The organism is Myxococcus sp. CA005 (genome assembly GCF_006518205.1).
GTDB classification, from domain to species: domain Bacteria; phylum Myxococcota; class Myxococcia; order Myxococcales; family Myxococcaceae; genus Myxococcus; species Myxococcus xanthus.
In genome coordinates, this window is record NZ_SRLV01000074.1 from 1 (window position 1) to 26,237 (window position 26,237).

The 26,237-nt window shown below is 69.6% G+C and carries 23 protein-coding genes and 1 pseudogene; 11 read left to right on the forward strand and 13 right to left on the reverse strand.

Going from position 1 to position 26,237, the window contains the following annotated elements; translation table 11 throughout:
- Positions 1-114: pseudogene (locus tag FMQ63_RS38600) on the forward strand (IS30 family transposase); the annotation flags it as partial.
- A gap of 113 nt (positions 115-227) precedes the next feature.
- Here the strand turns inward: FMQ63_RS38600 and FMQ63_RS27160 are convergent.
- Positions 228-1,133 (reverse strand): LysR family transcriptional regulator, encoded by a 906-nt coding sequence (locus FMQ63_RS27160; RefSeq protein WP_011555845.1) that lies wholly within the window; start codon positions 1,131-1,133, stop codon positions 228-230.
- 59 nt (positions 1,134-1,192) lie between these two features.
- Here FMQ63_RS27160 and FMQ63_RS27165 point away from each other — a divergent pair, with 59 nt between their 5' ends.
- Genes FMQ63_RS27165 through FMQ63_RS27180 form a run of 4 tightly spaced genes read left to right on the forward strand, consistent with a single transcriptional unit; the run spans position 1,193 to position 5,043 of the window.
- On the forward strand, positions 1,193-2,428 hold the full coding sequence (locus FMQ63_RS27165; protein ID WP_011555846.1) for an acyl-CoA dehydrogenase family protein: 1,236 nt from the start codon (positions 1,193-1,195) through the stop codon (positions 2,426-2,428).
- Positions 2,429-2,433: 5 nt separating this feature from the next.
- Positions 2,434-3,258 carry an SDR family oxidoreductase gene (locus FMQ63_RS27170; protein WP_011555847.1) on the forward strand — a complete coding sequence of 275 codons (825 nt, stop codon included), beginning with the start codon at positions 2,434-2,436 and terminating at the stop codon, positions 3,256-3,258.
- Between the two features lie 19 nt (positions 3,259-3,277).
- Positions 3,278-4,351 carry a phosphotransferase family protein gene (locus tag FMQ63_RS27175; protein WP_011555848.1) on the forward strand — a complete coding sequence of 358 codons (1,074 nt, stop codon included), beginning with the start codon at positions 3,278-3,280 and terminating at the stop codon, positions 4,349-4,351.
- Positions 4,351-5,043, forward strand: a complete 693-nt coding sequence (locus tag FMQ63_RS27180; protein WP_011555849.1) for a histidine phosphatase family protein — start codon at positions 4,351-4,353, stop codon at positions 5,041-5,043. The genes FMQ63_RS27175 and FMQ63_RS27180 overlap by 1 nt, the downstream gene beginning before the upstream one ends.
- On the opposite strand, the gene FMQ63_RS27185 is transcribed toward FMQ63_RS27180, so the two are convergent.
- Positions 5,030-5,890, reverse strand: a complete 861-nt coding sequence (locus FMQ63_RS27185) for a methylated-DNA--[protein]-cysteine S-methyltransferase (RefSeq protein WP_171452281.1) — start codon at positions 5,888-5,890, stop codon at positions 5,030-5,032. The genes FMQ63_RS27180 and FMQ63_RS27185 overlap by 14 nt on opposite strands.
- A gap of 167 nt (positions 5,891-6,057) precedes the next feature.
- On the opposite strand from FMQ63_RS27185, the gene FMQ63_RS27190 reads away from it, so the two are divergent.
- Both FMQ63_RS27190 and FMQ63_RS27195 read left to right on the forward strand, forming a co-directional pair.
- Positions 6,058-6,426 (forward strand): nuclear transport factor 2 family protein, encoded by a 369-nt coding sequence (locus FMQ63_RS27190; RefSeq protein ID WP_026114248.1) that lies wholly within the window; start codon positions 6,058-6,060, stop codon positions 6,424-6,426.
- A gap of 288 nt (positions 6,427-6,714) precedes the next feature.
- Positions 6,715-8,034, forward strand: coding sequence for an alpha/beta fold hydrolase (locus FMQ63_RS27195; protein WP_011555853.1), 1,320 nt, complete (start codon positions 6,715-6,717; stop codon positions 8,032-8,034).
- Here the strand turns inward: FMQ63_RS27195 and FMQ63_RS27200 are convergent.
- The 5 genes from FMQ63_RS27200 to FMQ63_RS27220 all read right to left on the reverse strand — a co-directional run bounded on the left by FMQ63_RS27200 (position 8,006) and on the right by FMQ63_RS27220 (position 14,388).
- A complete protein-coding gene (locus FMQ63_RS27200) occupies positions 8,006-9,103 on the reverse strand; it encodes a TrkA family potassium uptake protein (RefSeq protein ID WP_011555854.1) in 1,098 nt (365 codons plus the stop codon). The two genes, FMQ63_RS27195 and FMQ63_RS27200, sit on opposite strands and share 29 nt — an antisense overlap.
- Before the next feature lie 13 nt (positions 9,104-9,116).
- On the reverse strand, positions 9,117-10,322 hold the full coding sequence (locus FMQ63_RS27205) for a twin-arginine translocase subunit TatC (protein ID WP_011555855.1): 1,206 nt from the start codon (positions 10,320-10,322) through the stop codon (positions 9,117-9,119).
- 48 nt (positions 10,323-10,370) lie between these two features.
- Positions 10,371-10,919 (reverse strand): twin-arginine translocase TatA/TatE family subunit, encoded by a 549-nt coding sequence (locus tag FMQ63_RS27210; protein ID WP_011555856.1) that lies wholly within the window; start codon positions 10,917-10,919, stop codon positions 10,371-10,373.
- A gap of 132 nt (positions 10,920-11,051) precedes the next feature.
- Positions 11,052-12,329, reverse strand: coding sequence for an MFS transporter (locus tag FMQ63_RS27215; protein ID WP_011555857.1), 1,278 nt, complete (start codon positions 12,327-12,329; stop codon positions 11,052-11,054).
- 10 nt (positions 12,330-12,339) lie between these two features.
- Positions 12,340-14,388, reverse strand: a complete 2,049-nt coding sequence (locus tag FMQ63_RS27220) for a HAMP domain-containing methyl-accepting chemotaxis protein (protein ID WP_171452280.1) — start codon at positions 14,386-14,388, stop codon at positions 12,340-12,342.
- A 94-nt stretch (positions 14,389-14,482) separates the two neighbouring features.
- Between FMQ63_RS27220 and FMQ63_RS27225 the strand changes: the two genes are divergently transcribed.
- From FMQ63_RS27225 to pyrF, 3 genes are all read left to right on the forward strand, one after another.
- Positions 14,483-15,526, forward strand: a complete 1,044-nt coding sequence (locus tag FMQ63_RS27225; RefSeq protein WP_011555859.1) for a histone deacetylase — start codon at positions 14,483-14,485, stop codon at positions 15,524-15,526.
- Positions 15,527-15,614: 88 nt separating this feature from the next.
- Positions 15,615-16,376, forward strand: a complete 762-nt coding sequence (locus tag FMQ63_RS27230; protein ID WP_011555860.1) for an SDR family oxidoreductase — start codon at positions 15,615-15,617, stop codon at positions 16,374-16,376.
- Positions 16,377-16,408: 32 nt separating this feature from the next.
- Positions 16,409-17,275: an orotidine-5'-phosphate decarboxylase gene (gene pyrF, locus FMQ63_RS27235; RefSeq protein WP_011555861.1), complete on the forward strand. Its 867-nt coding sequence runs from the start codon at positions 16,409-16,411 to the stop codon at positions 17,273-17,275.
- Here pyrF and FMQ63_RS27240 read toward each other — a convergent pair.
- Positions 17,256-19,829, reverse strand: a complete 2,574-nt coding sequence (locus FMQ63_RS27240; protein WP_020478834.1) for a penicillin-binding protein 1A — start codon at positions 19,827-19,829, stop codon at positions 17,256-17,258. The genes pyrF and FMQ63_RS27240 overlap by 20 nt on opposite strands.
- Positions 19,830-19,856: 27 nt before the next feature.
- Entirely contained in the window at positions 19,857-20,813 is a 957-nt protein-coding gene (locus FMQ63_RS27245) for an RluA family pseudouridine synthase (protein ID WP_011555863.1), read from the reverse strand.
- Positions 20,814-20,857: 44 nt separating this feature from the next.
- Here FMQ63_RS27245 and FMQ63_RS27250 point away from each other — a divergent pair, with 44 nt between their 5' ends.
- Positions 20,858-22,324, forward strand: coding sequence for a pentapeptide repeat-containing protein (locus tag FMQ63_RS27250; RefSeq protein WP_026114249.1), 1,467 nt, complete (start codon positions 20,858-20,860; stop codon positions 22,322-22,324).
- 98 nt (positions 22,325-22,422) lie between these two features.
- Here FMQ63_RS27250 and FMQ63_RS27255 read toward each other — a convergent pair whose 3' ends face one another.
- The 4 genes from FMQ63_RS27255 to FMQ63_RS27270 form a co-directional block, all read right to left on the reverse strand.
- Positions 22,423-23,016: an MOSC domain-containing protein gene (locus FMQ63_RS27255; RefSeq protein ID WP_011555865.1), complete on the reverse strand. Its 594-nt coding sequence runs from the start codon at positions 23,014-23,016 to the stop codon at positions 22,423-22,425.
- Between the two features lie 37 nt (positions 23,017-23,053).
- Positions 23,054-24,031, reverse strand: a complete 978-nt coding sequence (locus tag FMQ63_RS27260; protein WP_011555866.1) for an MBL fold metallo-hydrolase — start codon at positions 24,029-24,031, stop codon at positions 23,054-23,056.
- A 119-nt stretch (positions 24,032-24,150) separates the two neighbouring features.
- Positions 24,151-25,206, reverse strand: coding sequence for a DMT family transporter (locus FMQ63_RS27265; protein ID WP_011555867.1), 1,056 nt, complete (start codon positions 25,204-25,206; stop codon positions 24,151-24,153).
- Positions 25,207-26,184: a GNAT family N-acetyltransferase gene (locus FMQ63_RS27270; RefSeq protein ID WP_020478833.1), complete on the reverse strand. Its 978-nt coding sequence runs from the start codon at positions 26,182-26,184 to the stop codon at positions 25,207-25,209.
- Positions 26,185-26,237: the final 53 nt, after the last annotated feature.

Below are 26,237 nucleotides of genomic sequence, written 5' to 3' on the forward strand. Positions count from 1 at the left end.
TCGCGCGCCCAGCTCGACACCGTCGCCCTCCAACTCAACACCCGCCCCCGCCAGACGCTCGACTGGCGCACCCCCGCCGAGGTATTCGCTCAAAGCGTTGCGATGACCGGCTGAAACCGCCGCCGCTGCGCAAAACCCCCGACATTTCCGAACAGCGACCTCCCAGCCTCCTCCCGGGCCTGGGGCCCGACCCCGATGAAGTTTTCGAACAGCGGGCTCCTGGCCCTCTACCCCGTCAGCGCGAGCAATTCGCCTCGCAGCCAGCGGTTGCGCGGGTCCGCATCCGTCTGCCGGTGCCAATAGACGTGAAGCTCCAGCGGGGGCAGGGACAGCGGCATCGGCAGGAGGTGGTTGCCCAGCAGCGCGTGCAACTCCGCCGCGCGCCGCCTCGGCATCGTCAGCAGCAAGTTAGAGTCCCCGACGAGCTTGAACGCGGCCTCGTAGTGCTGACACCGGACGACGACGTCACGCTGGTAGCCCAGGCGGCTGAGCACCAGGTCCTCCACGGCCAGCCCGGTGCGGCGCGAGGACACGGTGACGTGCCGGGCCGCCATGTACTTCGCCACGTCCAGCTTGCGCCTGCTTCGGCTCACCACGCAGAACGTGTCTTGCAACAGGGCCGTGCGCTTCAGCTCCGCTCCGGTCTGCTGCTCCACGTCGATGGAGAGGTCCAGCCGCCCCGACGCGAGGTCCCGCTCCAGCCGCGCCCGGTCGAGTCGGACGCTGGAGATACGGACCTCCGGCGCGTGCGCCCGTAACCGAGCCACGAGCAGCGGGAGAATCGACGGCTCCAGCACGTCGTTCATCGCCACCGTGAACTGGCCCACGTCCCGGCGCGGGTCGAAGCCGCGTCCGCGATGAACCGCCTGTTCGAACAGCGCCAGCGCCTCCCGAATCTCCGGCGCCAGCCGCTCCGCGAACGCCGTGGGCGCCACACCGCGCCCCTCCCGGACGAACAGCGGCTCTCCCAACTGCTCGCGCAAGCGGGCCAGCGCATGGCTCACGGCCGACTGACTGAGGAACAGGACCTCCGCCGCGCGCGTCAGGTTCCGCTCCCGGAGCACCACGTCGAAGACCCGGAAGAGGTTGAGGTCCAGCCGGGCGAGCCGCGCCGAATCCTGAACAGGGTTCATGGTGACACATGACCAACATTCACTGGATGCATCAAGCCCCCATGCGCAGGATGAAGGCCATGGACTTCGAGCCCAGTGAGCGAGCCAAGGACTACCTGGAGCGCGTGAAGCGCTTCATGAGCGAGCACATCCTGCCGGCGGAGGCCCGCTATCACGAAGAGCTCCGAGCCACCGCCCAGGGCGGCGACTGGAAGACGTGGCGCGTGCCCCCCGTCATGGAGGAACTGAAGGCCCTGGCGAAGACCCAGGGTCTGTGGAACCTGTTCCTCCCCGACGAGAAGCTCGGCGCCGGGCTCAGCACGCTGGAGTACGCCCCCATCGCCGAGGAGACCGGTCGCAGCTTCATCGCCCCCGAGGTCTTCAACTGCAGCGCCCCGGACACCGGCAACATGGAGGTGCTCTGGAAGTACGGCTCCGAGGCGCAGCAGGAGCGCTGGCTGAAGCCGCTGCTGGCCGGAGACATCCGCTCGGTGTTCTGCATGACGGAGCCGGATGTGGCCTCGTCGGATGCCACCAACATGGCGGCCACCGCCATCGTCGACGGCGACGAGGTCGTCCTCAATGGCAGCAAGTGGTGGTCCAGCGGGCTGGGGCACCCCAACGCGAAGGTGGTCATCTTCATGGCCCGCACGCCCGACACCGGAGGGGACCGCCATCACCAGCACTCCATGGTGCTGGTGCCACTGGACGCGCCGGGCGTGAGCATCCGCCGAATGCTTCCCGTGTACGGCGACTACGACGCGCCCCACGGCCACGGTGAGGTCCACTTCGACAACGTGCGCGTGCCGCGAGACAACGTCATCGCCGGACCGGGGATGGGCTTCGAGATTGCCCAGGGCCGGCTCGGACCGGGGCGCATCCACCACTGCATGCGCTGCATCGGCGCGGCGGAGCGGTCCCTGGAGCTGATGATTGACCGGGGCATGAAGCGCACGGCCTTCGGGAAACCGCTCCTCAACCTGGGTGGAAACCGCGAGAAGGTGGCGGAGGCGCGCATCGCCATCGACCAGGCGCGGCTCTTGACGCTCTACGCGGCCTGGAAGATGGACCAGGTGGGGGCGCTCGGAGCCATGACGGAGATTTCCGCCATCAAGGTCGTCGCGCCAAGTGTCCTCCAGAAGGTGGTGGATGACGCCATCCAGCTTCACGGCGGCGCGGGCGTATCCCAAGATACGCCGCTGGCGGGCTTCTTCGCCCAGGCGCGCAGTCTGCGCCTCGCGGATGGCCCGGACGAAGTGCACAAGGGTCTCATCGCCCGCATCGAGCTGTCGAAGCGGGGCTTCTCCCGGAGCTGACGGCCATGGCAACTCAACGCATCTTCATCACCGGTGGTGCCAGCGGACTTGGCAAGGCCATCGCCGTGCGCTTCGCTCGCGCCGGCTGGAAGGTCTGCATCGGCGACGTCAACGACACCCGCGGCGAGGAGGCCTTGAAGGAGCTCTCCGCGCTGGCGCCCCAGGCCCATTACCTGCGCTGTGACGTGCGGCGCGAGGAGGACCTGCGCGAGGCCCTGGACTGGCTCACGGCCCAGTGGGGCGGCGTGGACGTGGTCATCAACAACGCCGGTGTCGCGCAGGCGGGCGCCATCGAGGACGTGTCGATTGATGACTGGCAGTGGATCATCGACATCAACCTGCTGGGCGTCGTGCGTGGATGCAAGGTGTTCACGCCTGCCTTCAAGAAGCAGGGCCACGGCCACATCGTCAACGTGGCGTCCATGGCGGGCCTGCTCGATGTGCCGCTGATGAGCAGCTACAACGCGACCAAGGCCGCCGTCGTGTCGCTGTCCGAGACGCTGCACAACGAGCTGGCGGAGTACGGCATCGGCGTCAGCGTCGTGTGCCCGTCCTTCTTCAAGACGAACCTGGGTGACTCGCTGCGCACCACGGACCCGAGGCTGGGGGCCACCATGGCGCGGCTGCTGGAGCGCTCCGCCATCACCGCGGATGACATCGCCAACGACGTGTTCGACGCGGTGGCTGAGCGCGGCTTCTACGTCCTGCCCCATGCGGATGGCCGCAGGACCTGGGCGCTGAAGCGCCTGCTGCCGCGTGAGCTTTATTCGTGGATGCTGCGCCGGAATACGCGAGGCATGCGCCCCGGTTCGCAGCCGAAGGCGAGCTGAGCCAGGAGAGAGCCCACCGATGCCACCGACCGCGACCATCGACCCCGCTGGCGCCGTGCGCCCGGGCGAAGAGCTGGACCTCCCCGCCGTGGATGCCTGGCTCAAGGCCCAGGTCCCTACGCTGGAAGGCACGCCGGAAGTCACGCAGTACGCGGGCGGTGCCTCCAACTGGACGTACCGGCTGAAGTACGCCAACCGGGACCTCATCCTGCGCCGCCCTCCCGCGGGGACGAAGGCGAAGTCGGCGCACGACATGGCCCGTGAGTACACGGTGCAGCAGGCACTGAAGCCGGCCTATCCCGTCGTGCCCACCATGGTGGGCCTGTGCCAGGACCCGGCCGTGCTGGGCTCCGACTTCTACGTCATGGAGCGCATCGAGGGGCTCATCCCGCGCAAGCACCTGCCCCGGGGGCTGGCCCTGGACGCGAAGCAGACGCGGACGCTGTGCCTCAACGTCATCGCCAAGCTCGTGGAGCTGCACGCCGTGGACCCGGTGGCGGTGGGCCTGACATCACTGGGCAAGGGGCCGGGCTATCCCACGCGGCAGGTGGAGGGCTGGTCGGCGCGCTACGAGAAAGCACGGACGTGGAACGTCGCCAGCTTCCGCTACGTGCGCGACTGGCTCAAGGCGAACACGCCCGCGGACATCGCCACGTGCGTCATCCACAACGACTGGCGCTTCGACAACGTGGTGCTCGCCCCGGAGGAGCCCACGCGCATCATCGGCGTGCTCGACTGGGAGATGGCCACCCTGGGTGACCCACTGATGGACCTGGGCAGCGCGCTGGCCTACTGGGTCCATGCCGACGACGACTTCCTGATGCGCTCCACGCGGCGCCAGCCCACGCACCTGCCCGGCATGCTCCGGCGCGAAGAGGTCGTGGCGTACTACCTGGACCAGACGAAGCTGAAGCCCGCCAACTGGACCTTCTACGAAGTGTTCGGCCTCTTCCGGCTCGCCGTCATCGCCCAGCAAATCTACTACCGCTACCACCACAAGCAGACGCGCAACCCCGCGTTCAAGAACTTCTGGGTGCTGGTCAACTACCTGGGCTGGCGCTGCCACCGGCTCATCCGCAAGGGGGCACGCTGATGGGCGTGGTGTATCTGGTCCGGCACGGCCAGGCCTCGTTCGGCGCGGCGAACTACGACCAACTGTCGGAGACGGGCCTCGTACAGGCCCGGGTGCTCGGTGAGTCCCTGCGCGAGCGGCTCCCCCGTGTGGACGCCGTCGTCACCGGCACCATGGCGCGGCACCGGCAGACGGCGGAGGCGTGCCTCGCCGCGCTCGGTTGCGGCACCGTGGCCGTGCAGACGGCGGGCTTCAACGAGTTCGACCACGAGGAAATCGTCGCCCGGCACACGCCACGCTACGCAGACCCGGAGGTGCTCCGAGCGGAGTTGTCACAGACGGAGTCACCCCGGCGCGCCTACCAGGCGCTCTTCGCCGACGCCGTGGCCCGCTGGGTGGCCGGCCAGCACGACGCGGAGTACACCGAGCCCTGGTCCGCCTTCGGCGAGCGGTGCCGCCGCGCGATGGATGCCCTCATCCAGGAGATGGGCGCGTCGAAGAACGCGCTCGTCTTCACCTCCGGGGGCACCATCACCGCCATCTGCCAGGAGCTGCTCCACATCCTCGACGAGCACGCCTTCCGCCTCAACCTGACGCTGGCGAACTGCGGCCTCACCAAGGTCATCTACAGCGAGCGCGGCCGTTATCTGTCCACGCTCAACGAGCACAGCCACTTCGAAGGCGCCCAGCGCGCGCTGCTCACATACCGCTGAGCGGCGCGCCGTCGTACCGCAAGTCCTCCCACGCCAGCATCGCCCGCTTGCGTGAGGCGCCCCAGCGGTACTCCCCGAAGACACCCGTCTTGCGCAGCACGCGGTGACAGGGAATCAAGAGCCCCACGGGATTCTCGCCGACCGCCGAGCCCACCGCGCGCATCGCCTTGGGCTTGCCAATGGCGCGTGCGAGGTCCTCGTACGTCGTCACCTCGCCCGACGGCACCCGCAGCAGCGCCTGCCACACCTGCACCTGGAAGGGCGTGCCCCGTACCAGCACCGACAAGGGGCTCGACTCCGAGCCACCGTGCCCCGCCTGGAAGATGCGCTCCATCCATGGCGCCGTGTCCTCGGCGGACGCCTCGAACGTGGCGCGCGGCCACTGCTTGCGCAGCGAGGCGAGCGCCTCCTCCTCTGACTCACCCGCGAGGAAGTGCAGGCTGCAGATGCCACGCTCGCAGACGGCGAGCAGACACGCGCCGAACGGTGACAGGTGGACGCCGTGGCGCACGGTGAGCCCTTCGCCGCCCAGCTTGTATTCCCCCGGTGTCATCGACGTCAGCGTCACGAAGAGCTCATGCAGCCGGCCGCTGCCCGACAGGCCCACCTCCAGCGACGTCTCCAGCACGCTGCGACGCTCGTCGAGCAGGCGCCGGGCCGAGCTCAGCGTGTGCACCTGGATGAAGCGCTTGGGGCTGATGCCCGCCCAGCGCGAGAAGAGCCGCTGGAAGTGGAAGGTGCTCAGCCCCACGTGCGCGGCCACGTCGTCCAGGGACGGCTGCTCGCGCGCATGTGCGTCGAGATAGAGGATGGCTTGTTCGATGCGGGCGTAGTCGCTGGATGCCATGCCAATGCTCCTGGGATGCGCTTCGCGAAAACGTATGTCCGCCAACACATGGTGGAGCAACCCGGTTCTTGCGCTGTCCTCGCGCGCCGGGCGTGCGATGACATGAGGTTGTCATTGTGCAACAACCGGAAGCTCCACCCCGCACGTCGCCTCAAACAAGGAGCGCCATGCTTCCAGAGGAAGACTTCCTGGCCGCGGAGGAGGCGCTGAGACGGGCCATGCTCTCGAGCGATGTCGCCGCGCTCGACGCCCTCCTCTCCGACGACCTCCTCTTTGTCAGCCACACCGGCCGCGTCCTCGACAAGGAATCCGACCTGGAATCGCATCGCTCGGGAGCCCTGCGCCTCACACGGGTGGACTTCACCGACACACATTTCCGCTACCTCTCCGCGGGCGCCGTGGTCGTCGTCCATGCCGCGCTATCCGGTGAGTTCCAGGGAACCCGCTTCGAAGGGAACTTCCGTTACACGCGCGTGTGGCAGGTTGTGGACAACGCGCCCCAGGTCGTCGCGGCGCAGTGCACGGCGGTGGGTTGACTTGACTCCGGCAAGACGAGCGCTTATCCGTTGGCGCCAATGACGTCGCTAAACGCCATGTGTCGAATGTCGATGCCGGGTGGGCTCTCGCCCTCCAGGTTCGGCTGATGTCCGTCCGACCCTGGTGAGCCATCGAGCCCATCCACCCGCGAGGGTTGGTGGGCTCCGTCGTTTCTGGACGCGCGCGCCCCCTGCTCTCTCCGCGCGCCGCCACCTGACGGCACGCCGTCCTCTCCCAGCCCTCCGCATCCAGGAGGGCCGCTCCCGCATCGCTCCCGGAGAATCTCCGTGCCCACCACCCACCTTCCCGCCCCGCGTGTCTTCGACGTCTCCCTGCCCGATTTGACGCTGGAGGCAGGCGCCCGCATCACGAACCACCTCGTCCGCGGCTGGTGGTGGGGTCCCGCGGAGGACGTCGCCTGGCTCGAGTCACGCGCGCGCGTCCTCTCCGAGGACGAAGCCCGGGCGAGCGCGCTGCGCGTCGTCCGCCGCACCGTGGCCGAACAGCAGGCGCTCGCGGCGGAAGCCCGTCATCGAGGCCCGGCCCGAGCCCCCGCGCCCGTCCCCACGGTGCTGCTGGTCCACGCGCTCACCGGCGACATGCGCGCGGGCAGCAAGGGCGGCTGGTGGGAGCCACTCATCGGCCCGCGGCGCGCGCTGGACCCGTCCCGCGTGCGGCTCCTGTGCTTCAACAACCTGGGCTCCTGCTACGGCACCAGCGGCCCGGCCGACGAGGGCTTCCCGCTGCGGACGGATGACGCGCGCTTCGGTCCGCCGTTGCCGCTGCCCAAGGGCGACCTGCGCCAGGACGAACAGCGCCTGCCCGCCACCGTCACACCGTGGGACCAGGCCCGGAGCATTCTGCTGGCCATGGACGCGCTGGGGCTGGACGACGTGGAGCTCGTCACCGGCGGCTCACTGGGCGGCATGGTGGTGCTCTGCCTCGCGGCGTTGGCGCCGGAGCGCTTCGCGCGCCTCTTCCCCATCGCCACCACGGAGTCCGCCACCGCGTGGGTGGTGGGCCTCAACCACGTGGCGCGGCAGGCCCTGCTGATGGACCCGGGCTTCCCCGAGTCCCCCCACCGGGGCCTGGAATTGGCCCGCCAGCTCGCGATGCTCACCTACCGCGCGGAGCCCGGCCTGGAAGCGCTCCAGGGCCGCCCCGCCGAGTGGTCCTCACGCGCGCTGCACCCCATGCACAGCTATCTGGAATACCAGGGCCAGAAGCTGGAGAGCCGCTTCGACGCGCGCGCGTACCTGGCGCAGTTGGGCGCCATGGACCACCACGACCTGTCACGCTTCCCGGGAGGCGGCCTGGCCCGCATCCGCGCGAGCGCGCTGTGCGTGGGCATCGACACCGACCAGCTCTTCTTCCCCAGCCACATGGCGACGCTGACGCGGCGGCTGCGCGAGCACGGCCTCCACGCCGAGCACGCCACGCTGTCCAGTCAACACGGGCACGACGGCTTCCTGCTGGAGTGGGACGCCATGGCCGTCCTGCTCGCGCGGGCGCTCGCCCTGCCCACGGCCAGGGGCCCGGAGCACGCCTTCCCGCGCTGGCCGGAAGTGCGCCCCGCCCTCAACCCACCTTGCGGGACGAAGGCGTGACCACCGCCACCGGCGCGTGGTGGGACCACAGGGGCGGCTCGGCCTCGTGGGTGAAGGCGCGCAGCCGCCGGTACTCCGGATAGGACGCCTGGAGCGACAGCACGTCTCCAGGCCGGATGACCTCTTCCCCCTGCGGGTGGAGCCGCTCCTCGCCATTGCGTTGCAGTGACAGCGCCAGGCAGCCGAACCGGTCCCGCACATCGGAGATGGTGAGCCCCGGCAGACCCAAGCGCGCCTCGAACAGCGAGACGACCATCAGGTGCTTCGCCAGGTGGAACGAGTGGACGATGCGCGGGTCCATGGCCGCCAGCGCCATGGCCGGGGCCGCCAGCGACGAGCTGGAGAGCGCTTCCGCCTTGAACGTCTCGCGCACCTTGCCGCTCAAGTCGTCATCGAAGAGGCGGATGACCACGCGAATGTCCGGGTTGAGCTTGCGCGCGTCCAGGGCGATGTTGAGGTTCGCCAGGTCGTCGTCCGTCGCGCAGACGATGGCGGACGCGTCCTTCACGTTGGTGCGAGGCAGGCACAGCGGGCTGCGCGTGTCGTCGATGAGCAGCGGCACCAGCTCGTCACGCAGCGCGGACACGAAGGCCGCGTCCTCGCGCTTCTCCACCACCACCACGTCCTTGCCCATCTCCCGCAGTTGCGTCACCACGCGGTAGCCCACCCGCCCCGCTCCACACACCACGACGTGGCCCTTCATCGTCTCGGAGACCACTTCGATCCACTCCTTGTCGTTCTTGTGCCGGGCGAAGAAGAGGTACGCGAAGCGCACCACACCATCCGCGACCAGCGCAATACCAGCAGGCGGAATCACCAGGTTGAGCAGCTCCACCATCCAGTCGTCCACATAGGGCAGCGACGGCTGGCCGTAGAGCAGGAAGTAGGTGTGGTGCAGCGCCTCGCCGAAGTCGATGCGGTCGCCGCCCGGCCCGCGGAAGCGCCAATGGAAGAGCAGCGGCCCTCCCAGGAACAGCACGGCGGACAGCACCAGCGTGGTGCGAAATCGCCGCACCAGCGCCCGCAGGTAGCGCAGATTGGCCCGGAAGTGCCTGCGGGACTGCTTCATGGTGGCTCCTCGACTACGACGCCGGGGTGATGCCCGTTTCCGCCGAGTTCCGCGCGCGACGCCGCTCCACCATCCACACCAACAACACGCCCAGCTCGTAGCAGAGCAGCATGGGGCCGGCCATCAGCGACAGGTTCACCACGTCTCCCGTGGGGGTGATGATGGCCGCCGCGATGAGGCACACCACGAAGGCGTGGCGCTGGTACCTGAAGAGCCAGGACGACTTCACCACGCCCACCACGCCCAGCAGGGCCATGACGAGCGGCAGCTCGAAGATGATGCCGAAGGCGAGGATGAGCAGCAGCACCAGCGAGAGCTGCTCGTGCATGGACAACATGGGCCGCGTCCACCGCGCCGCCTCATGCGCCGCGTGCGCCGTGGCCAGCTCCTTCTCCAGCCGCCACAGCCCCGCCAGTTCCTCGGTGCGCGTGGGGGCGATGCCCGCCAGCAGGCTCGCCGAACCGTCCATGGCCGCCGCCGCCGCCGCGAAGTCCTTCTTCTCGTAGGCCGTCACGGCCTCCACGCGCTTCTCCACCGCCTGCCGCAGCACGCCGCGGGACTGCGCGCCGTAGCCCACCGACGCCGCGTCCAAGAGCCGCCCCAGGCCATCCAGCCGCCCCGTCATCTCCACGCTGGCGGCGGGCGCGACCTCGGGCGCGGGTGCCTGGCCCTGGCCCTCCGCGCGCAGTTGGGTGCTCGTCTCCTTCGCGATGCGCCCCGCCTCCTCCGCTTCGCCCAGGCGAAGGAAGCGCAAGGCGTCATCCGCGCGCAGCCGGGCCGTGTCCAGGCGCTGCTCCAGCGCGAGCGTCTCCTCCTCGTTGAGGAGGAAGGTGAACATGGAGGGCAGCACCGCGAAGTAGCAGAAGGCGGCGCCGAGGAGGAAGGCGATGGAACCGAACGCCACGAAGGGCGCGGCGAAGCGGCGCTCCTCCGGATACAGGCCGGGCGAGACGAAGCCCCAGATCTGCATCAGGATGACGGGCGTGGTGAGGAAGATGCCGCAGTACACGCCCACCTTCATCAGGACGTTCAGCTCTTCGATGCCGGACGTGTAGATGAGCGAGCGATTCTCGGGCGGCAGCGCATCCAGCACCGGCTGCATCAGCAGGCCGAAAATCGGCTTGGCGAAGACGAGCGAAATCGTCCCCAGGATGAGCACGGCGATGGTGCACCGCATGAGGCGCGAGCGGAGCTCCGTCAGGTGATCCGCCAGACTCATGCGCAGCTCGGAGTCGGCACCGGGGTTGATGGGCGGGGGGCTCAGGACTCAGCTCCGTTTCGGGGCGTTGCGCGCCACCGTCCCCGGGATGGGCGACAGCGTGGGCGAGGTGGCGGTGGAAGCAGCGGGCTCGGGCGGCGCCTCGGCGGTGGGCTCCGCGCCCGGCTCCGCCGTCGCAGCGTCCTGCGCGGGCGTCTCCCCGGCATGCACGTCGGAGGTGGCCACCTCACGAGGCCCCTGCGCGTCCATTTCCAGCACCTGCGCGGGCGACGAGGGCTGAGGAGACGCCGCATCGGCCGGAGGTGACGCGCCATCCGTGGCGGGAGGCAGGGTGGCCTCGGGCCCACCCACGGCCTGCGGCGGCTGGGGCGCGAAGCGCGTCCCGGGCCGCAAGGGCGCGGTGGGAGGTTCTCCGATTTCCTGGTCCATGGCGTAGAACTCACGCTCCACGACGTTGCGGACCTCATCCGTCTGGCGGCGGAACTCGCGCAGGAACTTGCCGATGCCGCGCGCGAGCTCGGGCAACCGCTGCGGCCCGAGAATGAGCAGCGCGGCCACCAGGATGAACACCATTTCGCCTGCGCCGATGTTGAACATTTTTCCTGACGCGCTCCCCGGAGCAGCCCGGTTTATCGCGCCCCGGGGAGACAGGCGCAACCGTTCGTCTCGCCAAAGCATCCGCCCGCCACCCGGAATGGGCGGCAGGCAACCCGAAGGCGCCCTTTCATACTACGCGTGAGAATCCGCCCCGGGCGAGAGCGGAACCGCCATTCCTTGCGAGGGAGCCACCGCCAGCGCCCGTGCCTGCTCCCTGCTGTGCACCCGCCGCTCCACCACCCACAGCAAGGCGGGAAGCAACAGCGTCAGGACCATGGACACTCCGGCCATCCGGGGAATGCCGCCCAGGGTCCCGTCTGGCAGGTCCGTCAGCAGCCGGGCGCTGAGGAAGGCCCCCACGGCGGCGGCCATGTGCTGGACGGCGGACTGGAGGGACATGAAGCGCGCACGTACCGGGGTGTCCGGCACCCGTGACGTCAGCGTGTTGTACGCGACGTTGCGCGTCCCCATGGCCACCATGAAGAGCGTGAAGATGACGGGGACGGGCATCCACCGAGGCAGGTGGACGAAGCCCACGTAGGTGGACAGCAGCACCAGCGCGGAGCCCACCGTGCCCACCTTGAAGGAGCCGTACCGGTCCACCATGGGCCCCGCCACCCGGAGCGTCGCGAAGCTGGCGATGCCGCCGATGAAGTACGGCAGCCAGAGCAGGTCGCGCGGGTAGCCCACGTTCTGCTGCAGATAGGCGGACAGGTTGGGGATGAGGACGAAGCCCGCCATCATCACCAACGCCGTCATCACGTACGACAGTTGGATGTCCCGGTTGGCCAGCAGCTCGAGCACGCCGGCCTGTTTGCGGGGCCCCGCGTCCAGATGGCCGCGCACGGGTGGCAGGTAGAAGATGGCGCCCAGCACCACCAGCAGGCCCATGGCGGCCACCGCGAAGAAGGGCACGCGCCAGCCGCCGAACTCGGCCAGCTTCAGCGCCATGGGCACGCCCGCCACCGAGGCCACGGAGAAGGCGCCCATCACCGCACCCAGCGCACGTCCGCGCCGCTCCACGGGGACCAGGTCCGCGATGATGGACAGCGACAGCGACGTGGCCGGCCCGCCGAAGATGCCCGCCACCACGCGCGCCAGCATCAGCGTGGACATGCCCGTGGCGAAGCCACCCGCCGCGGTGGCCACCACCAGGCCCAGCATGGACACCGCCAGCGCCTTGCGGCGGTCGAAGCGGTCCAGGAAGTAGCCACCGGCCAGCCCCGCCACGCTGGCGGCGGCCGTGTACGCGCCGCCGATGATGCCGATGTGCGACGACGCGATGCCCAGCTCCTTCGCGAAGTCCGGGCCCAGCGGCATCACCATCACGAAGTCCAGGATGTTCACGAACTGGACCGCGCCGATGAGGGCCACCACGGCGCGCTCGGAGACCTGTCGTTGATTCGGCATGAAGACGTGTCTACACCCGGAAGCGGCGAACCTCCGCACGGAGGATTTCCGCCTGACGCTGGAGGTTGTCGATGGCCTCCTCCAACTGCTTCACGGAGCGTGTCTGGTGCTCGGACACGCCCTTGATGGTCTCCACCGCCTTGAGCACCTGCTCGCTGCCCTTCGTCTGCTCCTTCTGGGCGCGGTTCAGGTGGGTGACCATCTCGTTGATGCTCTCGATGGAGCGGGTAATCTGCTTGCTGCCGTGCGCCTGCTCCTGGCTGCTGCGCTGCACGTGGGCGGTGAGCGCCTTCATCTTCTCCGCGCTCTTCATGATCTGCTCGCCGCCGCGGGCCTGCTCGTTGGAGGCCTTGGAAATCTGCTGCACCGTCTCACTGATGCGGTGGATGGAGGCCGTCACCTGCTTGCTGCCGCGCGCCTGCTCCACGGTGGCCCGGGCAATGGCCTTCACCATCTGCGTGGACTTCTGGGTGCTGTCGTTGATTTTGCGCAGCGCCCCTTCCGCCTCCCGGCCCAGTTGCACGCCCTCCTCCACGCTGCGCACGCCCTGGTTCATCACCACCACGGCGTTGCGGCTCTCTTCCTGGATGCTGCGGATGAGCTCGGCAATCTCCTTCGTGGACGCGCCGGTGCGCTCGGCCAGGTCCTTGATTTCCTCCGCCACCACCGCGAAGCCCTTGCCGTGCTCACCCGCCTGCGCGGCGATGATGGCCGCGTTGAGCGCCAGCAGGTTCGTCTGCTCCGCCACGTCGTCGATGACGTTGAGGATGTTGCCAATCTCGGAGATGCGCCGGCCCAGGCTTTCGATGACATGGGCCGCGCTGCGGCTTGTCTCCTTGATGCGGTCGATGCCGGTGAGCGTCTTGCGCAGCGACTCCACGCCCGTCTGCGCGTCGTCGAAGACCTGCTCGGACAGGCGGGCCGTCTCCTTCGCGTTGGCCTCCACCTGACCGATGGCGGCGTCCATCTGGCTGATGGCCGAGGACGTCTCCTCCGTGGAGGCGGACAGCTCCTGGATGTTGGTGGCCACCTCCTTGATGGAGAACGTCATCTCCTCGATGGCGCTGGTCGTCTCCTCCACGCTGGCGGCCATGGCCTGGACGTTCTCCGCCACCTCGTCGTTGGTGGCGGCCATCTCCATGATGGAGGAGCTGCTCTCCTCGGCGCTCTGGTAGAGGACCTCCACGTTCTCCGCGATGCCTCGCAGCGAGGCCATCATCTCCACCATGGAGGAGGACGTCTCCTCCACGCGCGCCTGCACCGTGCCCGCGCCGGACGACACCGTGGTGCCGGTGCGGTGAATCTGCTCCACCACGCCCGCCACCACGTCCGACACGCCGCGCACCCGGCCCAGCGTGTCACGCCAGCTCTGGGCGATGCGGTTGAGCGCCTCGGCGAGCTGGCCCAGCTCGTCCCGCGTCCCCACGTCCACGCGGCCGGTGAGGTCCGCCTCCGCCAGCCGCCGGGCCATGCCCATCATCGCGTCCAGCGGCACCAGGATGAAGGCGCGGGAGATGAAGAAGGCCACCAGCAGGAACAGCGTCAGGCCGATGCCGAATGCGAGCATCACGACGCGCTGGAGTTCGGTGACGACCGCGTCCAGCCCGGAGTTGTCGAGCACCAGCAGCGCCTGCCCCACCACGCCGCCCGACAGCGTCACCGAGCGCGCCACGGAGCGATCACCGTTGGCGAAGCGGAAGCCATCCAGCGGCTGGCCCTGCCGGGCCTTCAGCTCCGCCTGGAACCACGCGGGCGGCTCGGCCGGGTGGGTGGCCAGCACCTGACCCTCGCTGGAGAGGACGGCCAGCACCTTGAAGTCGTCGTCGCCCGCGCGCAGCCGCCCCAAGCTGTCGGGCAGGGCCGCGGCGGGCTGGGCCATCAGCATGCTGACGGCCTGACTGGCACGGGCCTCGCCCCGCTTCTGCAGGCGCTGCTCCAGGTGGGCTTCCACGCGCGAGGGGACGACGAAGAAGAGCGTCCCCAGGATGAGGGTGAGGACGAGCGCGAAGGAGCCCAGCAGCAGGCTGCGCAGGCCGGGTTTCTTGAACCGGAGAGCCAAGACGAGGCACTGTAGGGAGGGAAACACCGGCAGGGCAAGAACAGGGCGCCAACGCGGCCTGTCCCCCGGGGGGCGCTGACTTCCCGCCTGGCGGATGCGTAAGGTCATCCCGATGTCCTCCACCCTGCTACTGACGGACCCGCTCTTCTTCCAGCACGACCCTGGGCAGGGCCACCCCGAGTCGCCCTCCCGGCTGCGCCGCATCCTCGGGGTGCTGGCCAGCACGCCGGTGAAGGGCACGGTGATGACCGCGCCGCGCTCCGCCACGGAGGCGGAGCTGGCCTCGGTCCACACGCCGGAGCTGCTGGCGTACCTCCAGCGCATCAACGGGCACCGCGCGCAAATCGACCCGGACACCCAGGTGTCCCCCGACAGCGTGGACGCGGCGCGGCTGGCCGCGGGCGCCTCCGTGCAAGCGGTGGAGGCGGTGATGAAGGGCGAGGCCCGCAACGGCTTCGCGCTGGTGCGCCCGCCCGGGCACCATGCCGAGCCCGACAAGGCCATGGGCTTCTGCCTGTACAACAACGCGGCCATCGCCGCGGAGGCGGGCCGGAAGCTGGGCGCCGAGCGCGTGCTGGTCCTCGACTGGGACGTGCACCACGGCAACGGCACGCAAGCGGCGTTCTGGTCGCGCCGGGACGTCATGTACCAGTCGGTGCACCAGTTCCCCTACTTCCCGGGCACTGGCGCCGCGCCGGAGGTGGGCGTCGGCGCGGGCGAGGGCTACACCATCAACGTGGGCCTGCCGGGCGGCAACTCGGACGCGGACTACGGGATGATTTTCGAGGAGCTGCTGCTGCCCGTGGCGGAGGCGTACCGGCCCCAGCTCATCCTCGTCTCCGCGGGCTTCGACTCGCACCAGCACGACCCGATTGGCGGCATGGACGTCAGCGAGCGCGGCTTCGCGGCCATGTGCTCGGCGATGAAGTCCCTGGCCGACAGCGTGTGCCAGGGCCGGCTGGTGCTGCTGCTGGAGGGCGGCTATTCGCTGGAGGGCTTGTCCCAATCCGTGCATGCCTGCGTGGAGGTGCTCGCCGGGCGCAAGGACAGCTTCCCCACGGGTGACACGCACGCGGACGCGAAGGACGCGCTGCGGGCGAGCCGCGAGGCGATGCGGCCGTACTGGCCTCGCGTCTAGACGTTGGCTGGATGGCGCACCGCGGCTCGCGCCGCTGTTCATCCCCTGGCAACCGTGCAAGAAGCCCGGCAGCACACGGGAGGACTGCATGGCGGAGATGAGCTACCGGACGGCGTTGGTGACGGGTGCCTCCAGCGGCCTGGGACGCGGGCTGGCGCTGTGGCTCGCCAGGCGGGGCGTCCGCGTGTTCGCCGCCGGACGCCGCCTGCCGCAGCTCCAGGCCCTGCGGGATGAGGCCCAGGCGGCCGGCGTCACCGTGGAGCCCGTGGAGCTGGACGTCACGAAGGCGGACGCCACCCTGGAGCGCATCCGCGCGCTGGACGCAGAAGCGGGCGGGCTGGACCTGGTGGTGGCCAACGCGGGCGTCGGCGGCACGACGAATGCGAAGCGCCTCCCGTGGGAGCGCGTGCGCGGCATCATCGACACCAACGTCACCGGCGCCGCCGCCACGCTGAGCGCCGTGCTGCCCCAGATGGTGGAGCGCAAGCGCGGGCACCTGGTGGGCGTCTCCAGCCTCGCGGGCTTCCGCGGGCTGGCCGGCCACGCGGCCTACTCCGCGTCCAAGGCCTTCCTGTCCACCTTCATGGAGAGCCTGCGCGTGGACCTGCGCGGCACCGGCGTGCGCGTCACCTGCATCTATCCCGGCTTCGTGAAGAGCGAGCTGACCGCCACCAACAACTTCCCCATGCCCTTCCTCATGGAGACGCATGACGCGGTGGAGCTGATGGGCAAGGGCATCGTCCGGGGCGACGCGGAGGTGTCCTTCCCCTGGCAGCTCGCGGTGCCCACGCGCATGGCGAAGGTGCTGCCCAATCCGCTCTTCGACGCGGCCGCGCGGCGGCTGCGCTGACCTTCCCTCTTCCCCTTTCCCGGAGACGCCCTGTGACGACGCCACAGCCCTTCGCCCACCGTTTCAGCCAACTGGCCGAGCAGCGCTCGCCGTTCTGCCTTGGCATCGACCCGTCGAGAGACCTGCTGACACGTTGGGGCCTGCCCGACAACGCGCGGGGCCTGCGCGACTTCTGCGAGCGCGTGGCCGACGCGGCGGGGAGCTCCGTCGCGGTGGTGAAGCCGCAGAGCGCCTTCTTCGAGCGCCACGGCCCCGAGGGCCTCCAGGTCCTCCAGGAGCTGATGCGGCGCTTCAAGTCCGTGGGCACCCTCACGCTGCTGGACGTGAAGCGCGGAGACATCGGCTCCACGATGGAGGCCTACGCCGAGACAGTCTTCGGCGAGGGCAGCGCCTACGAAGCGGACGCGGCCACCTTCACCGCCTACCTGGGCCTGGGCGCGCTGCTGAAGACGCTGGAGCGGGCGCGCGCCTCCGGCGCCGCCGCCTTCCTGGTGGTGCGCTCCTCCAACCCGGAGGGCACGTCACTCCAGATGTCGCGCGGCGAGGACGGCCGCACCGTGGCGGAGGCCCTGGCGGACGGCCTGCGCGCCTTCAACGAGAAGCCCGGCCAGGACGCGGCGCCAGTGGCGGGCGCCGTCATGGGCGCCACCCTCCCCGACTCGGACCGCGGCGTCATCGAGCGGCTCGGCGGCGCGCTGCTGCTCACGCCCGGCATCGGCGCGCAGGGCGCCGGCTTCGACGACTTGAAGCGCCTGTTCGCCGGGCGCGAGGCGCAGGTCATCCCCACCGCCACGCGCTCGGTGCTGGAGGCGGGGCCGGACACCGCCGCCCTGCGCCAGGCGCTGGAGCGGCACCTGGCGCCGGCGCGCGCCTTCCGCGCTACTGCGCGCCCATCATGAACTGATCGACGTCGACCGTGTTCTTGTCGGGCACCGCGTCCTTCGGCTCGGTGCCCTTCTTGAAGAACATCAGCTCCGAATCCCTGGAGCCCGCGGGGGCAATCTTCCCCGTCTTCTTGTCGATGTGGAGCCGCACCAGGTCCATGGACTGCCACGGGTAGAACTCGGACTGCGGCCGGCCCTCCAGCGCGCTCTTCATGTAGTTGAGCCAGATGGGGAGCGCGGCGCGGCCGCCCGTCTCGTAGCGGCCCAGCGGATGCGGGTTCAGGTCGTAGCCCACCCACGCCACCGTCACCAGGTCGCGGGTGTAGCCGGCGAACCACGCGTCGAAGGAGTCGTTGGTGGTGCCCGTCTTTCCCGCCGCCGGCTTGCCCAGGCGCTGCGCGGGGCCACCGGTGCCCTGGAGCACCACGCCGCGCAGCAGGTGCGTGAGGATGAAGCCGGCCTCCGGGCTCATCACCTGCTCGCCCGGCTCGAAGAGGCGCGCGTAGCCGGCGGCCACGCGGTCCTGCAGGGGCGCCCACGCGTCGTCGAAGGCCGTGTGGTCCTCCAACGTGCGGCCCCAGCGGTCCTCAATCTTGCGGATGAAGTACGTGGGCTTCTTGCGGCCGTAGCGGTTGAAGGTGGCGTAGGCGTTGGCCAGGTCCACCGGGTACACGCACGAGGAGCCCAGCGCCGCGGAGAAGTCCATGTTCATGGGCGTGGTGATGCCGAGCTTCGTGGTCCACGCGGCCATGTTCTTCACGCCCACCGCGCCGAACGTCTTCACCGCGGGCACGTTCAGCGAGTTGACCAGCGACGTGCGCAGCAGCACCTCGCCTTCGAACTTGTCGCTGTAGTTGGCCGGCTTCCACGACACCTTGGTGTCCGGGTCGTGCTCCACAATCGGCGAGTCCACCAGCACGGTGGCCTGCGTCCAGTTCAACTGCTCCAGCGCCGCCGAGTACACGAAGGGCTTGAAGGAGCTGCCCGGCTGACGGCACGCCTGGAAGGCGCGGTTGAACTCGTTGTCGTCGAAGTCGTAGCCGCCCACCATCGCGGTGAGGTACTGGCGGTGGGGGTCGATGGAGACGAGCGCGCTCTGCGCTTCGGGCGTCTGCTCCAGGCGGAAGAGCTTCACCCCCTCGCTGGGGATTTCGTCCGCGAGCTTCTTGTCCCACTGCTCCTTGTCGTCCGTCAGGTCCCTCTTCGTGACGTGGCGCACCACGACGACGTCGCCCTCGGAGATGGCCTTCTTCACCGAGGTAATCATCATCGCCGGGTAGTAGCCCTCCGGGTTCACCTTGCGCGCCCAGCGCATGCCCAGGAGCGGCAGCCGCCCGGTGTGACCGCCCACCTGCACGTCCGCGCCCTTGCCGTCCCCGTCAATGGACGTGACGACGGCGACGTAGAGCCGGTTCTCCACCAGCTCCTTCGCGCCCATGAGCTTCTTCGAGCGGTCGACGAAGGCGCGGATGGCCTCCTTCGACGCGAGCTGCTCCACCGGGCCGCGCCAGCCCTGGCGCTTGTCCACCGACAGCAGGCCGTGGAGCACCGCGTCCTGCGCGGCGCGCTGGCGCTCGCTGTCCATGGTGGTGAAGACCTTGAGGCCGGCCTTGAGCAGCACGGGGTTGCCGTACCGGTCCACCACGTCCTTGCGCACCTGCTCCACGAAGTACGGCGCGAACTCGTGGAACACGTCCTCCACCGGGTACACCTTCACCTCTTCGGCGTTGGCGGTGTCGTGCTCCTCCTGCGAAATCATGCCCTCCACCAACATGCGGCGCAGCACGTAGGAGCGGCGCTTGCGGGCCGCCTCCGGGCGCAGGAAGGGCGAGTACCGGCTGGGCGCCTGCGGAAGGCCCGCGATGAGCGTCATCTCGCCCAGCGTCAGGTCGCGCACGTCCTTGCGGTAGTAGTTCTCCGCCGCGCTCTGCACGCCGTAGCTGTGGTGCCCGAGGAAGACGTTGTTGAGGTAGAGGTAGAGAATCTCCTCCTTCGTCAGCGACTCCTCCAGGCGCCGGGCGAGGATGGCCTCGCGAATCTTGCGGGTGAGCGTCTTCGCGGTGGCGGACTTGTAGCCCTCCGCGGAGATGAGCACCGCCTTCGCGGTCTGCTGCGTCAGCGTGGAGCCACCCTGGATGCCGCCCGAGCGCAGCCCCAGCTTGGAGCTCACCGTCTTGAAGCCGGCGCGCGCGGTGCCCAGCACGTCCACGCCGAAGTGGTCGAAGAAGCTGGAGTCCTCCGACGCGATGAAGGCCTGCACCAGGCGCTTCGGAATCCGCTCGTAGGGCACCACCTTGCGGCGCTCTTCGTAGAACTCGCCGGCCAGCACCGCGTCATCCGTGTAGACCTCGGTGACGATGGGCGGCCAGTACTCGTCCACCTTGGGGATGGCGGGCAACCCATCCGCGTACACGTAGTACACGGCCGTCACGGCAATCACGGCGCCCGTGGCCCCGGTCAGCGAAAGCCATCCCGCGGTCTTCAGGAGGAACTTCCACCAGCGCTTGGAGGGGACGCCGTCGAGCACCAGCTTCGAGCGGCTGCGGTCAGCGGATTTAGGGTCGGACATACGCGTTTCTTTTGTGCCTCGCGGGCGTCAGGGCACCAATGCGGCCCGCTTGAGCACATCTCGGAGCTCGACGGCGAGGGGAGCCTCGACAGCCACCTTCGCGCCGCCTTCGGGATGCGGGAATTCGATGCGCTCGGCGTGCAGGAACAACCTTTTGAGCCCCCAGCGCGCCCGCACGTCGCGGTTGAAGGCGAAGTCACCGTACTTCTTGTCCCCAGCCACCGGATGTCCGATGGCCGCCAGATGCCTTCTTATCTGATGCGTGCGCCCGGTCTCGATGGCGCAGGACAGGAGCGCCGCCTCGCTCGACTGCTTCACGACCTTCCACCGGGTGACGGCCGCCTGCATGTTCACCCCTCGACGGGCCTTGGACTCGGCCGTCTGTTGGTGTTCTGACAGCGGCAGGTCGATGACCCCGGAGTCCCGGGGCATCTTCCCCTTCACCAGGGTGAGATAGCGCTTGCGGGACAGGCCGTGGGTGAAGACCTCGGTGAAATGCACCATGGCCGGGCGCCGCTTGGCCACCAGGATGACGCCGGAGGTCTCCCGGTCCAGCCGGTGTGCGGGCGAGGCCGCGAAGTCGTTGCGGACGGCCTTGGGCCCCAGGTAGGCGCGCACGTAGTCCACCAGCGTTCCGCCGGTGATGCCGCTGCCGGTATGGACGGCCATTCCGCTGGGCTTGTCCACGGCCATGAGCCAGTCGTCCTCTCGAAGGATGACCAACCGGCTGGGGTCCACCGGCGGCGGAGGCGGGTCCACTTTCGGACGTTCCGCCCCCACGAGCTGCTGCTCGTCGCCGCGGATGGTGAGCACGTCTCCTTCTGACAGCAACTGCTCGGGTTGCGCACGCTTCCCGTTCACCCGCACCTTCTTGGTGCGAATCATCTTGAAGAGGTGGCTCACCGGAACATTGGGGAGCCGTTTGCGCAGGTGCTTGTCCAGCCGCATCCCGGCGGTGTCGGCTTCGATTCGATACTCGATCATTTGTGCTGGCGCATGGACCAGACCATACGAATAATCCCGGGTCCATGGCGAAAGCCCCCAGTATCGAGAAGCTTCTTCAGAGTGGCTCGGCGGAATGGAACCGGATGCGGAAGTCCGGCCAGGTCGCCACCGACCATACCGGCGCCACCTTCACTCAACTGTTCTCCGCCAACACCGACCTGTCCGGGCTGGGCCTCATCGGCTCGGAATGGGACCGGTGCGACCTGTCCAAGGTCAACTTCCGGGACGCGGACCTTTCCAATGCCTACTTCCACGGCGGCCGGCTCCAGGACTGCGACTTTCGGGGTGCGAACCTCGAAGGCGCGACGTTCGAGAAGCTGAAGCTGCTGCGGTGCGACTTCACGGGCGCCAAGGGGCTCGACGACATCGAGATGGACGACGTGGACATGGACCGCGTCGTCGGTCTGGACGGCGAGGAGGCCCCGCCGCCTCCTCCGCCCCCCGCCCAGGGCATCACCGCCTTCACCCGTGAGCAACGGGAGAAGGCGCTGGGCGTACAGGCCGCCGCGGCGCTCCAGGGTGAGCCCGTTGGCGACGAGCTGCCCCCCTTCCGGCCCCAGGACCCTCCTGGCTCGCTCTTCTTTCGGGCGCTGAAGCGGATGGGCGTGCCCCCGCTGTGGGTGCTGGACGTGCCGGGCCTGCGCCCGCTCCTGCCGCAGCGGCTGCCCCCGGGCAGCTCGATGGAGACGCTCTACCGTGAGGCGGTGAAGACGCGGCTGGAGAACAAGAAGCCCGCGGCGGATCCGGCGGTGGTGGACCGCGCGCAGAAGGCGCTCCGCATGGGCGCCAAGGACGCCCCGGTGGCGGCCATGTACCTGCGCGAGGTGGGCGTGCTGCCCCTGTTCCGCTTCTCCGCGGCGCAGGTGCTGAAGGGTGCGCTGCGGGAAGAGGTGGAGGTGGATGACCTGACGGGCTCCATCGACCCGCGCACCACGGGCGCGCTCCTGGAGCTGCGCTTGACGCACGAAGTCGTGGAGCACCTGCAGGAGGCGCGGCGCCGGCTGGCGGCCACGCAGCTCTACACGTCGCTGCTGGAGGCGGGCTTCAACCCGGAGAACAACTGGGACGAGGCGCTGGAGTCGAGCGACGCGTCGATGGAGCTGGCGCAGCTGGCCACGGGTGAGGACCGCAATGCCCTGCTGGAGGGCTTCCAGGTCTTCGCGGCGCTGCCGGACGAGGCCCGGCTGCGGCGGCTGGCCTACCTGGCCGAGTCCGTCACCAACCTGGAGCTGGTGAGCCGGCTGCCGGAGGGCATGGAGCCGTCATGGCTCACGGGCCCCGAGACGCGCGAGTGCCACGAGCGGGAGATGACGTACGTCCAGTCGCTGAAGGCGGAGGAGATTCCCGCCAAGGTGGCGGCGCTGGCGAAGGAAGAGCTGGGCGTGCCCGAGGGTGAAGTTCCCGAGGAAAGCGACGGCGACCTTTTCGTCCACCTGCGCTGTGACGTGTGTGGCAAGGAGAAGCTCATCGTCCAATCACCGGAGGAGTAACCGTCCGGTAGAGGCCGAGGCCCGCGGGGCCGCGGGGTCCGGGATACGCTCCCGGACCTGGCGGCCCCGTGGTGTTTCTGAAGCACGGGTTCGCGGTGCTACACGCCGGACGAAGGCAGCACGTACGTCACCGGCCTGGGCAGCACCACCTTCACGGTGTCTCCCGCGCGGATGATGCCGGGGCGCTCCACCCAGGCCACCAGGCCCCGGCGCTGCCATGCGGCCTTCACGAAGCGGCTCGCCAGCTTCTGCACGTCCGGATGATGGGCCTCGATGACGCGCCCGGGGCCGATACAGGGCTCGTTCTCCCCTTCCACCACCAGCGTCGTGTCCTCCGGGAAGAACAGCCGCGTGCCCGGTGGCAGGTGCGTCAGCCGCGGCACCCCCGCCACTTCCAGGTTCGCCCCCAGCCATGACGCCAGCACGCGCGGAATGCCGAGCGTCTCCGCGACCTGGGCCAACTCCTCGCTCGACACCAGTGAGAACTGCCGCGTGTTGCGGATGGGCGTCCCCTTGGGGAACCACGGCGTGCGCACGTCCGCCGCCCGCGTCAGGCCCGCGTGGCGGTCACCCTCCAAGCCCTCGAAGGACACCCGCGCCTCGGGCAGCTCCTTCGTGACGAAGCTCTTGCGCTCGGTACACACGAGGACGCGCACGATGCGTCCTTCCCACTGCGGCGTCTTGCGTGCCATCGCTCCCCTTCTACCGAACCCAGCCTTCCACCGCGCGTCAGAACAGTCCGAGCTGCTGCGGCTTCCCGCCCAGCGGGCGCGCATCCATCCCCGCGTCGCGCAGCGCCTGCGCCAGTTCCTCCGCGAAGCCGTGGCACGTCAGCACCTCCCGCGCCCCCGTGGACTTCGCGTAGGACACCAGCCCGGGGAAGTCCGCATGGTCCGACAGCGGGAAGGCCACGTCCGCGCCGTACCGTCGCACCGCGCCCCGGTCCACCGCCCAGCCCGTCAGCACCGCCGTCGCCCGAGGCCACAGCGGCGCCAGCGCCCCGCCCCGCGCGTGGTGCGGCGGGAAAAAGAGCACCTCGCCCGGCTCCACCTTCCCGTCGTAGCAGCGCAGGTTCTCAATCGGCACGCCCAGCTCCGCGTAGAGCTGCGCCACCTCGTAGATGGAGGAATGCGCCACCAGCGGGAAGCCGCGCCCCGCCAGGTGCTTCATCGCCTCCTGGCTCTTGCCCAGCGGATAGCCCAGCAGCACCGGCACCGCGCCGCGCTCAAGCTGCATCCGCAGCCACGTCTCCACCTGCCCCAGCACCTCCGGACGCGGCGGGAAGCGGTAGCGCGGATGGCCGAAGGTGGACTCGATGACGAGCGTGTCGCACTCCGCCACCTCCGTCGCCTCGGCGGTGAGCGACGGCGCCACGTTGAGGTCCCCGGTGTAGACGATGCGGCGCCCATCCGGCCGCGTCACGCGGAGCTGCGCGCTGCCCAGGATGTGCCCCGCCGGCAGCAGCTCCAGCACCAGCGGCCCCAGCTCGAAGGGTTGCCGGAAAGGCACCTCGCGCGGCTCACGCACCGGCCCCAGGCGATGCGTCATGAAACGCAGCGTCGCCGCCGTGGCGATGGTGCTCTCGTGCCGGGCAATGTGGTCCGAATGCCCATGACTCACGAAGCACAGCGGCGACTTGCGCTTCGCATCCAGGGACAGGGGGGTGCCCGTCAGGTGCATCCCGTTTCGCCGCAGCTCCACACTCATGGGAAGGGCCCCGGGTATAGCGCGTCCACTCGTCGGTGGCCGCCTTCACTTCACCACCCTGCCCGCCCGGCTGGTGGACAGGCCCCAGATGGCTGCACGCATGCCCCGCGGCAGGGCCGCTACCGCGCCGGCGCCCTCGCACGCCACCACACCCAGGCCGCCGCACCCACTTCCGACATCAACACGCCCGACAGGATGAGCGCGCCGCCCAGCCACTCCCGAGGCCCGAGCGTCTCGTAGCCCAGCAGCACCGAGTACAGCGCGGCGAACACCGACTCCAACGAGTAGATGAGCGCCGCGCGCACCGCCGTGGTGCGCGCCTGCCCCCATGTCTGGAGGCTGATGGCCACCGCGCTGGCGAACACACCGCAGACGAGCACCGCCCCCACGAAGGACGGATGCCACGCCACGCGCCGCTCCACGAAGGGCAGGCACAGCGCGGACAGCAGCGCCACCGTCCAGAGCTGCACCGCCACCAGCCCCATCACCCCCTGCTTCGGCGCATGCCGCTCCGTCATGAGGATGTGGCACGCGTAGGCCACCGCGCCGCCCAGCGACAGCACATCTCCGGACGACAGGCCACCACTGCCAAGCCCCCCGTCCGGCTGCGTGAAGAAGTAGAGCCCCACCGCCGCCACGCCCACCCCCAGCAGCGAGGTGAACTTCGGCGCCTTCCGATAGAGCACCATCGACAGCAGCGGCACCAGCAGCACGCACAACCCGGTGATGAACGCCGAGCGCGAAGGCGTGGTGGTGGTGAGCCCCACCGTCTGAAGCGAGAACCCCAGGAAGAGGAAGGTGCCTAGCATCGAGCCGATGCGCAGGTTGCGCGCGATCAGCACCTGCCTCCCCGCCAGGACGCTCAACACCACCGCGCCCACGATAAAGCGCAGCGTGAGGAAGCTGAACGGGTCGCCGTGCCCGAGCGCGTCCTTCACCACCACGAAGGTGATGCCCCAGAACGAAGTGATGAGCGCCAGCGCCCCATCCGCGCGAAGTCGCTGCGACCGCGACGAGGGCTCCGTGCCTCCCCCCAGCATGTCGGACGTCGAGGTGCTCATATCGCGCGGTCCACCGGAGAGGATGACGCCGGGCTCGCCAGGTGACGTCACGGCGGCCACGGCCGCGGGCTTTTTGACGCAGCCAGGGCGGCCGCGCAACCTCCGGCGGCGCACCTACAGGGTGCGCTCGACGACGACCAGCCGCTTGGAGCGGCCCGTGGCATCCCAGGCCTCGTTGGCCTGCTGGGTCAGCGTGGCGTCCGCTCGCCGGAACGCCAGCCGCTCGAACGTGCGCAGCGACGCCGTGTTGTCATCGTCCACGTCCGCGAAGACGTGCGACTGCCCCTGGCGTCGGGCCTCCTCCATCAGGCACTCCAGCAGCTCCGTGGCCACGCCCATTCGCCGCACGCGGGGCGCCACCACCAGGGAGCGCACCCAGACCCCCTCCAACTGCAAGCCCTCCTGCCGGTAGGAGTCCACCCAGGCGAAGCCGTGAATCCGTCCCTGGGCGTCGAAGGCGCCCGCCGCTGCGCCCCGGCGCTCCGCGTCCTGCAAGCCCCAACGCTCGCGCAGTTGACGGCGCAGGAAGCCCGGAGACACCACCAGCCGCTCACTGGCGAAGGCCAGGAGCGCGTCCAGGTCACCGGCCGTCAGGAGCCGCACCTCCAACGGCCCCACCAGACGGCGACGAAGCGGCAGCGACCATCCGGCGAAGAGGAAGTCCCACACACCCCGAGACACTAGCCGGGTCCGAGGCCAGGCCCACGCCGTGGATGCGGCCTGCTGCGCCAGCCGCAGCGCCGGACGCAGCGGTCTGGGCAGTGGAACCACCCAGCGGCCCCTGCGGATGGCCACCACCCGGCCCAGCGTCACGCCTCCCGGGGCGTCCTGGGGCCCCAGCAGCGAGGCCGTCCGCCACGGCCGCGTGGACACCACCACGTGCGCCACCAGCTCGCGCCCCTGCCGCATCAGCGCGACGTCCCCGGTCGCCAGCGAGCCCGGGCCACAGCGCATCACTCGCACCGAGTCCCCAGCCCGCAGCAGCGGAAACAGGCTTCGCCCCGCGCCACGCACCCACAGCCGATGCCCCGGAGGCAGTGCCTCCAGCACGTCCAACAACACCTCTGCGGAGGAGGATCTGCGCGAAGGCATGCACCCAGCCTCACGTGCTCCCCGGCCCTTGGGAGCACTCGCGAAATCTACCT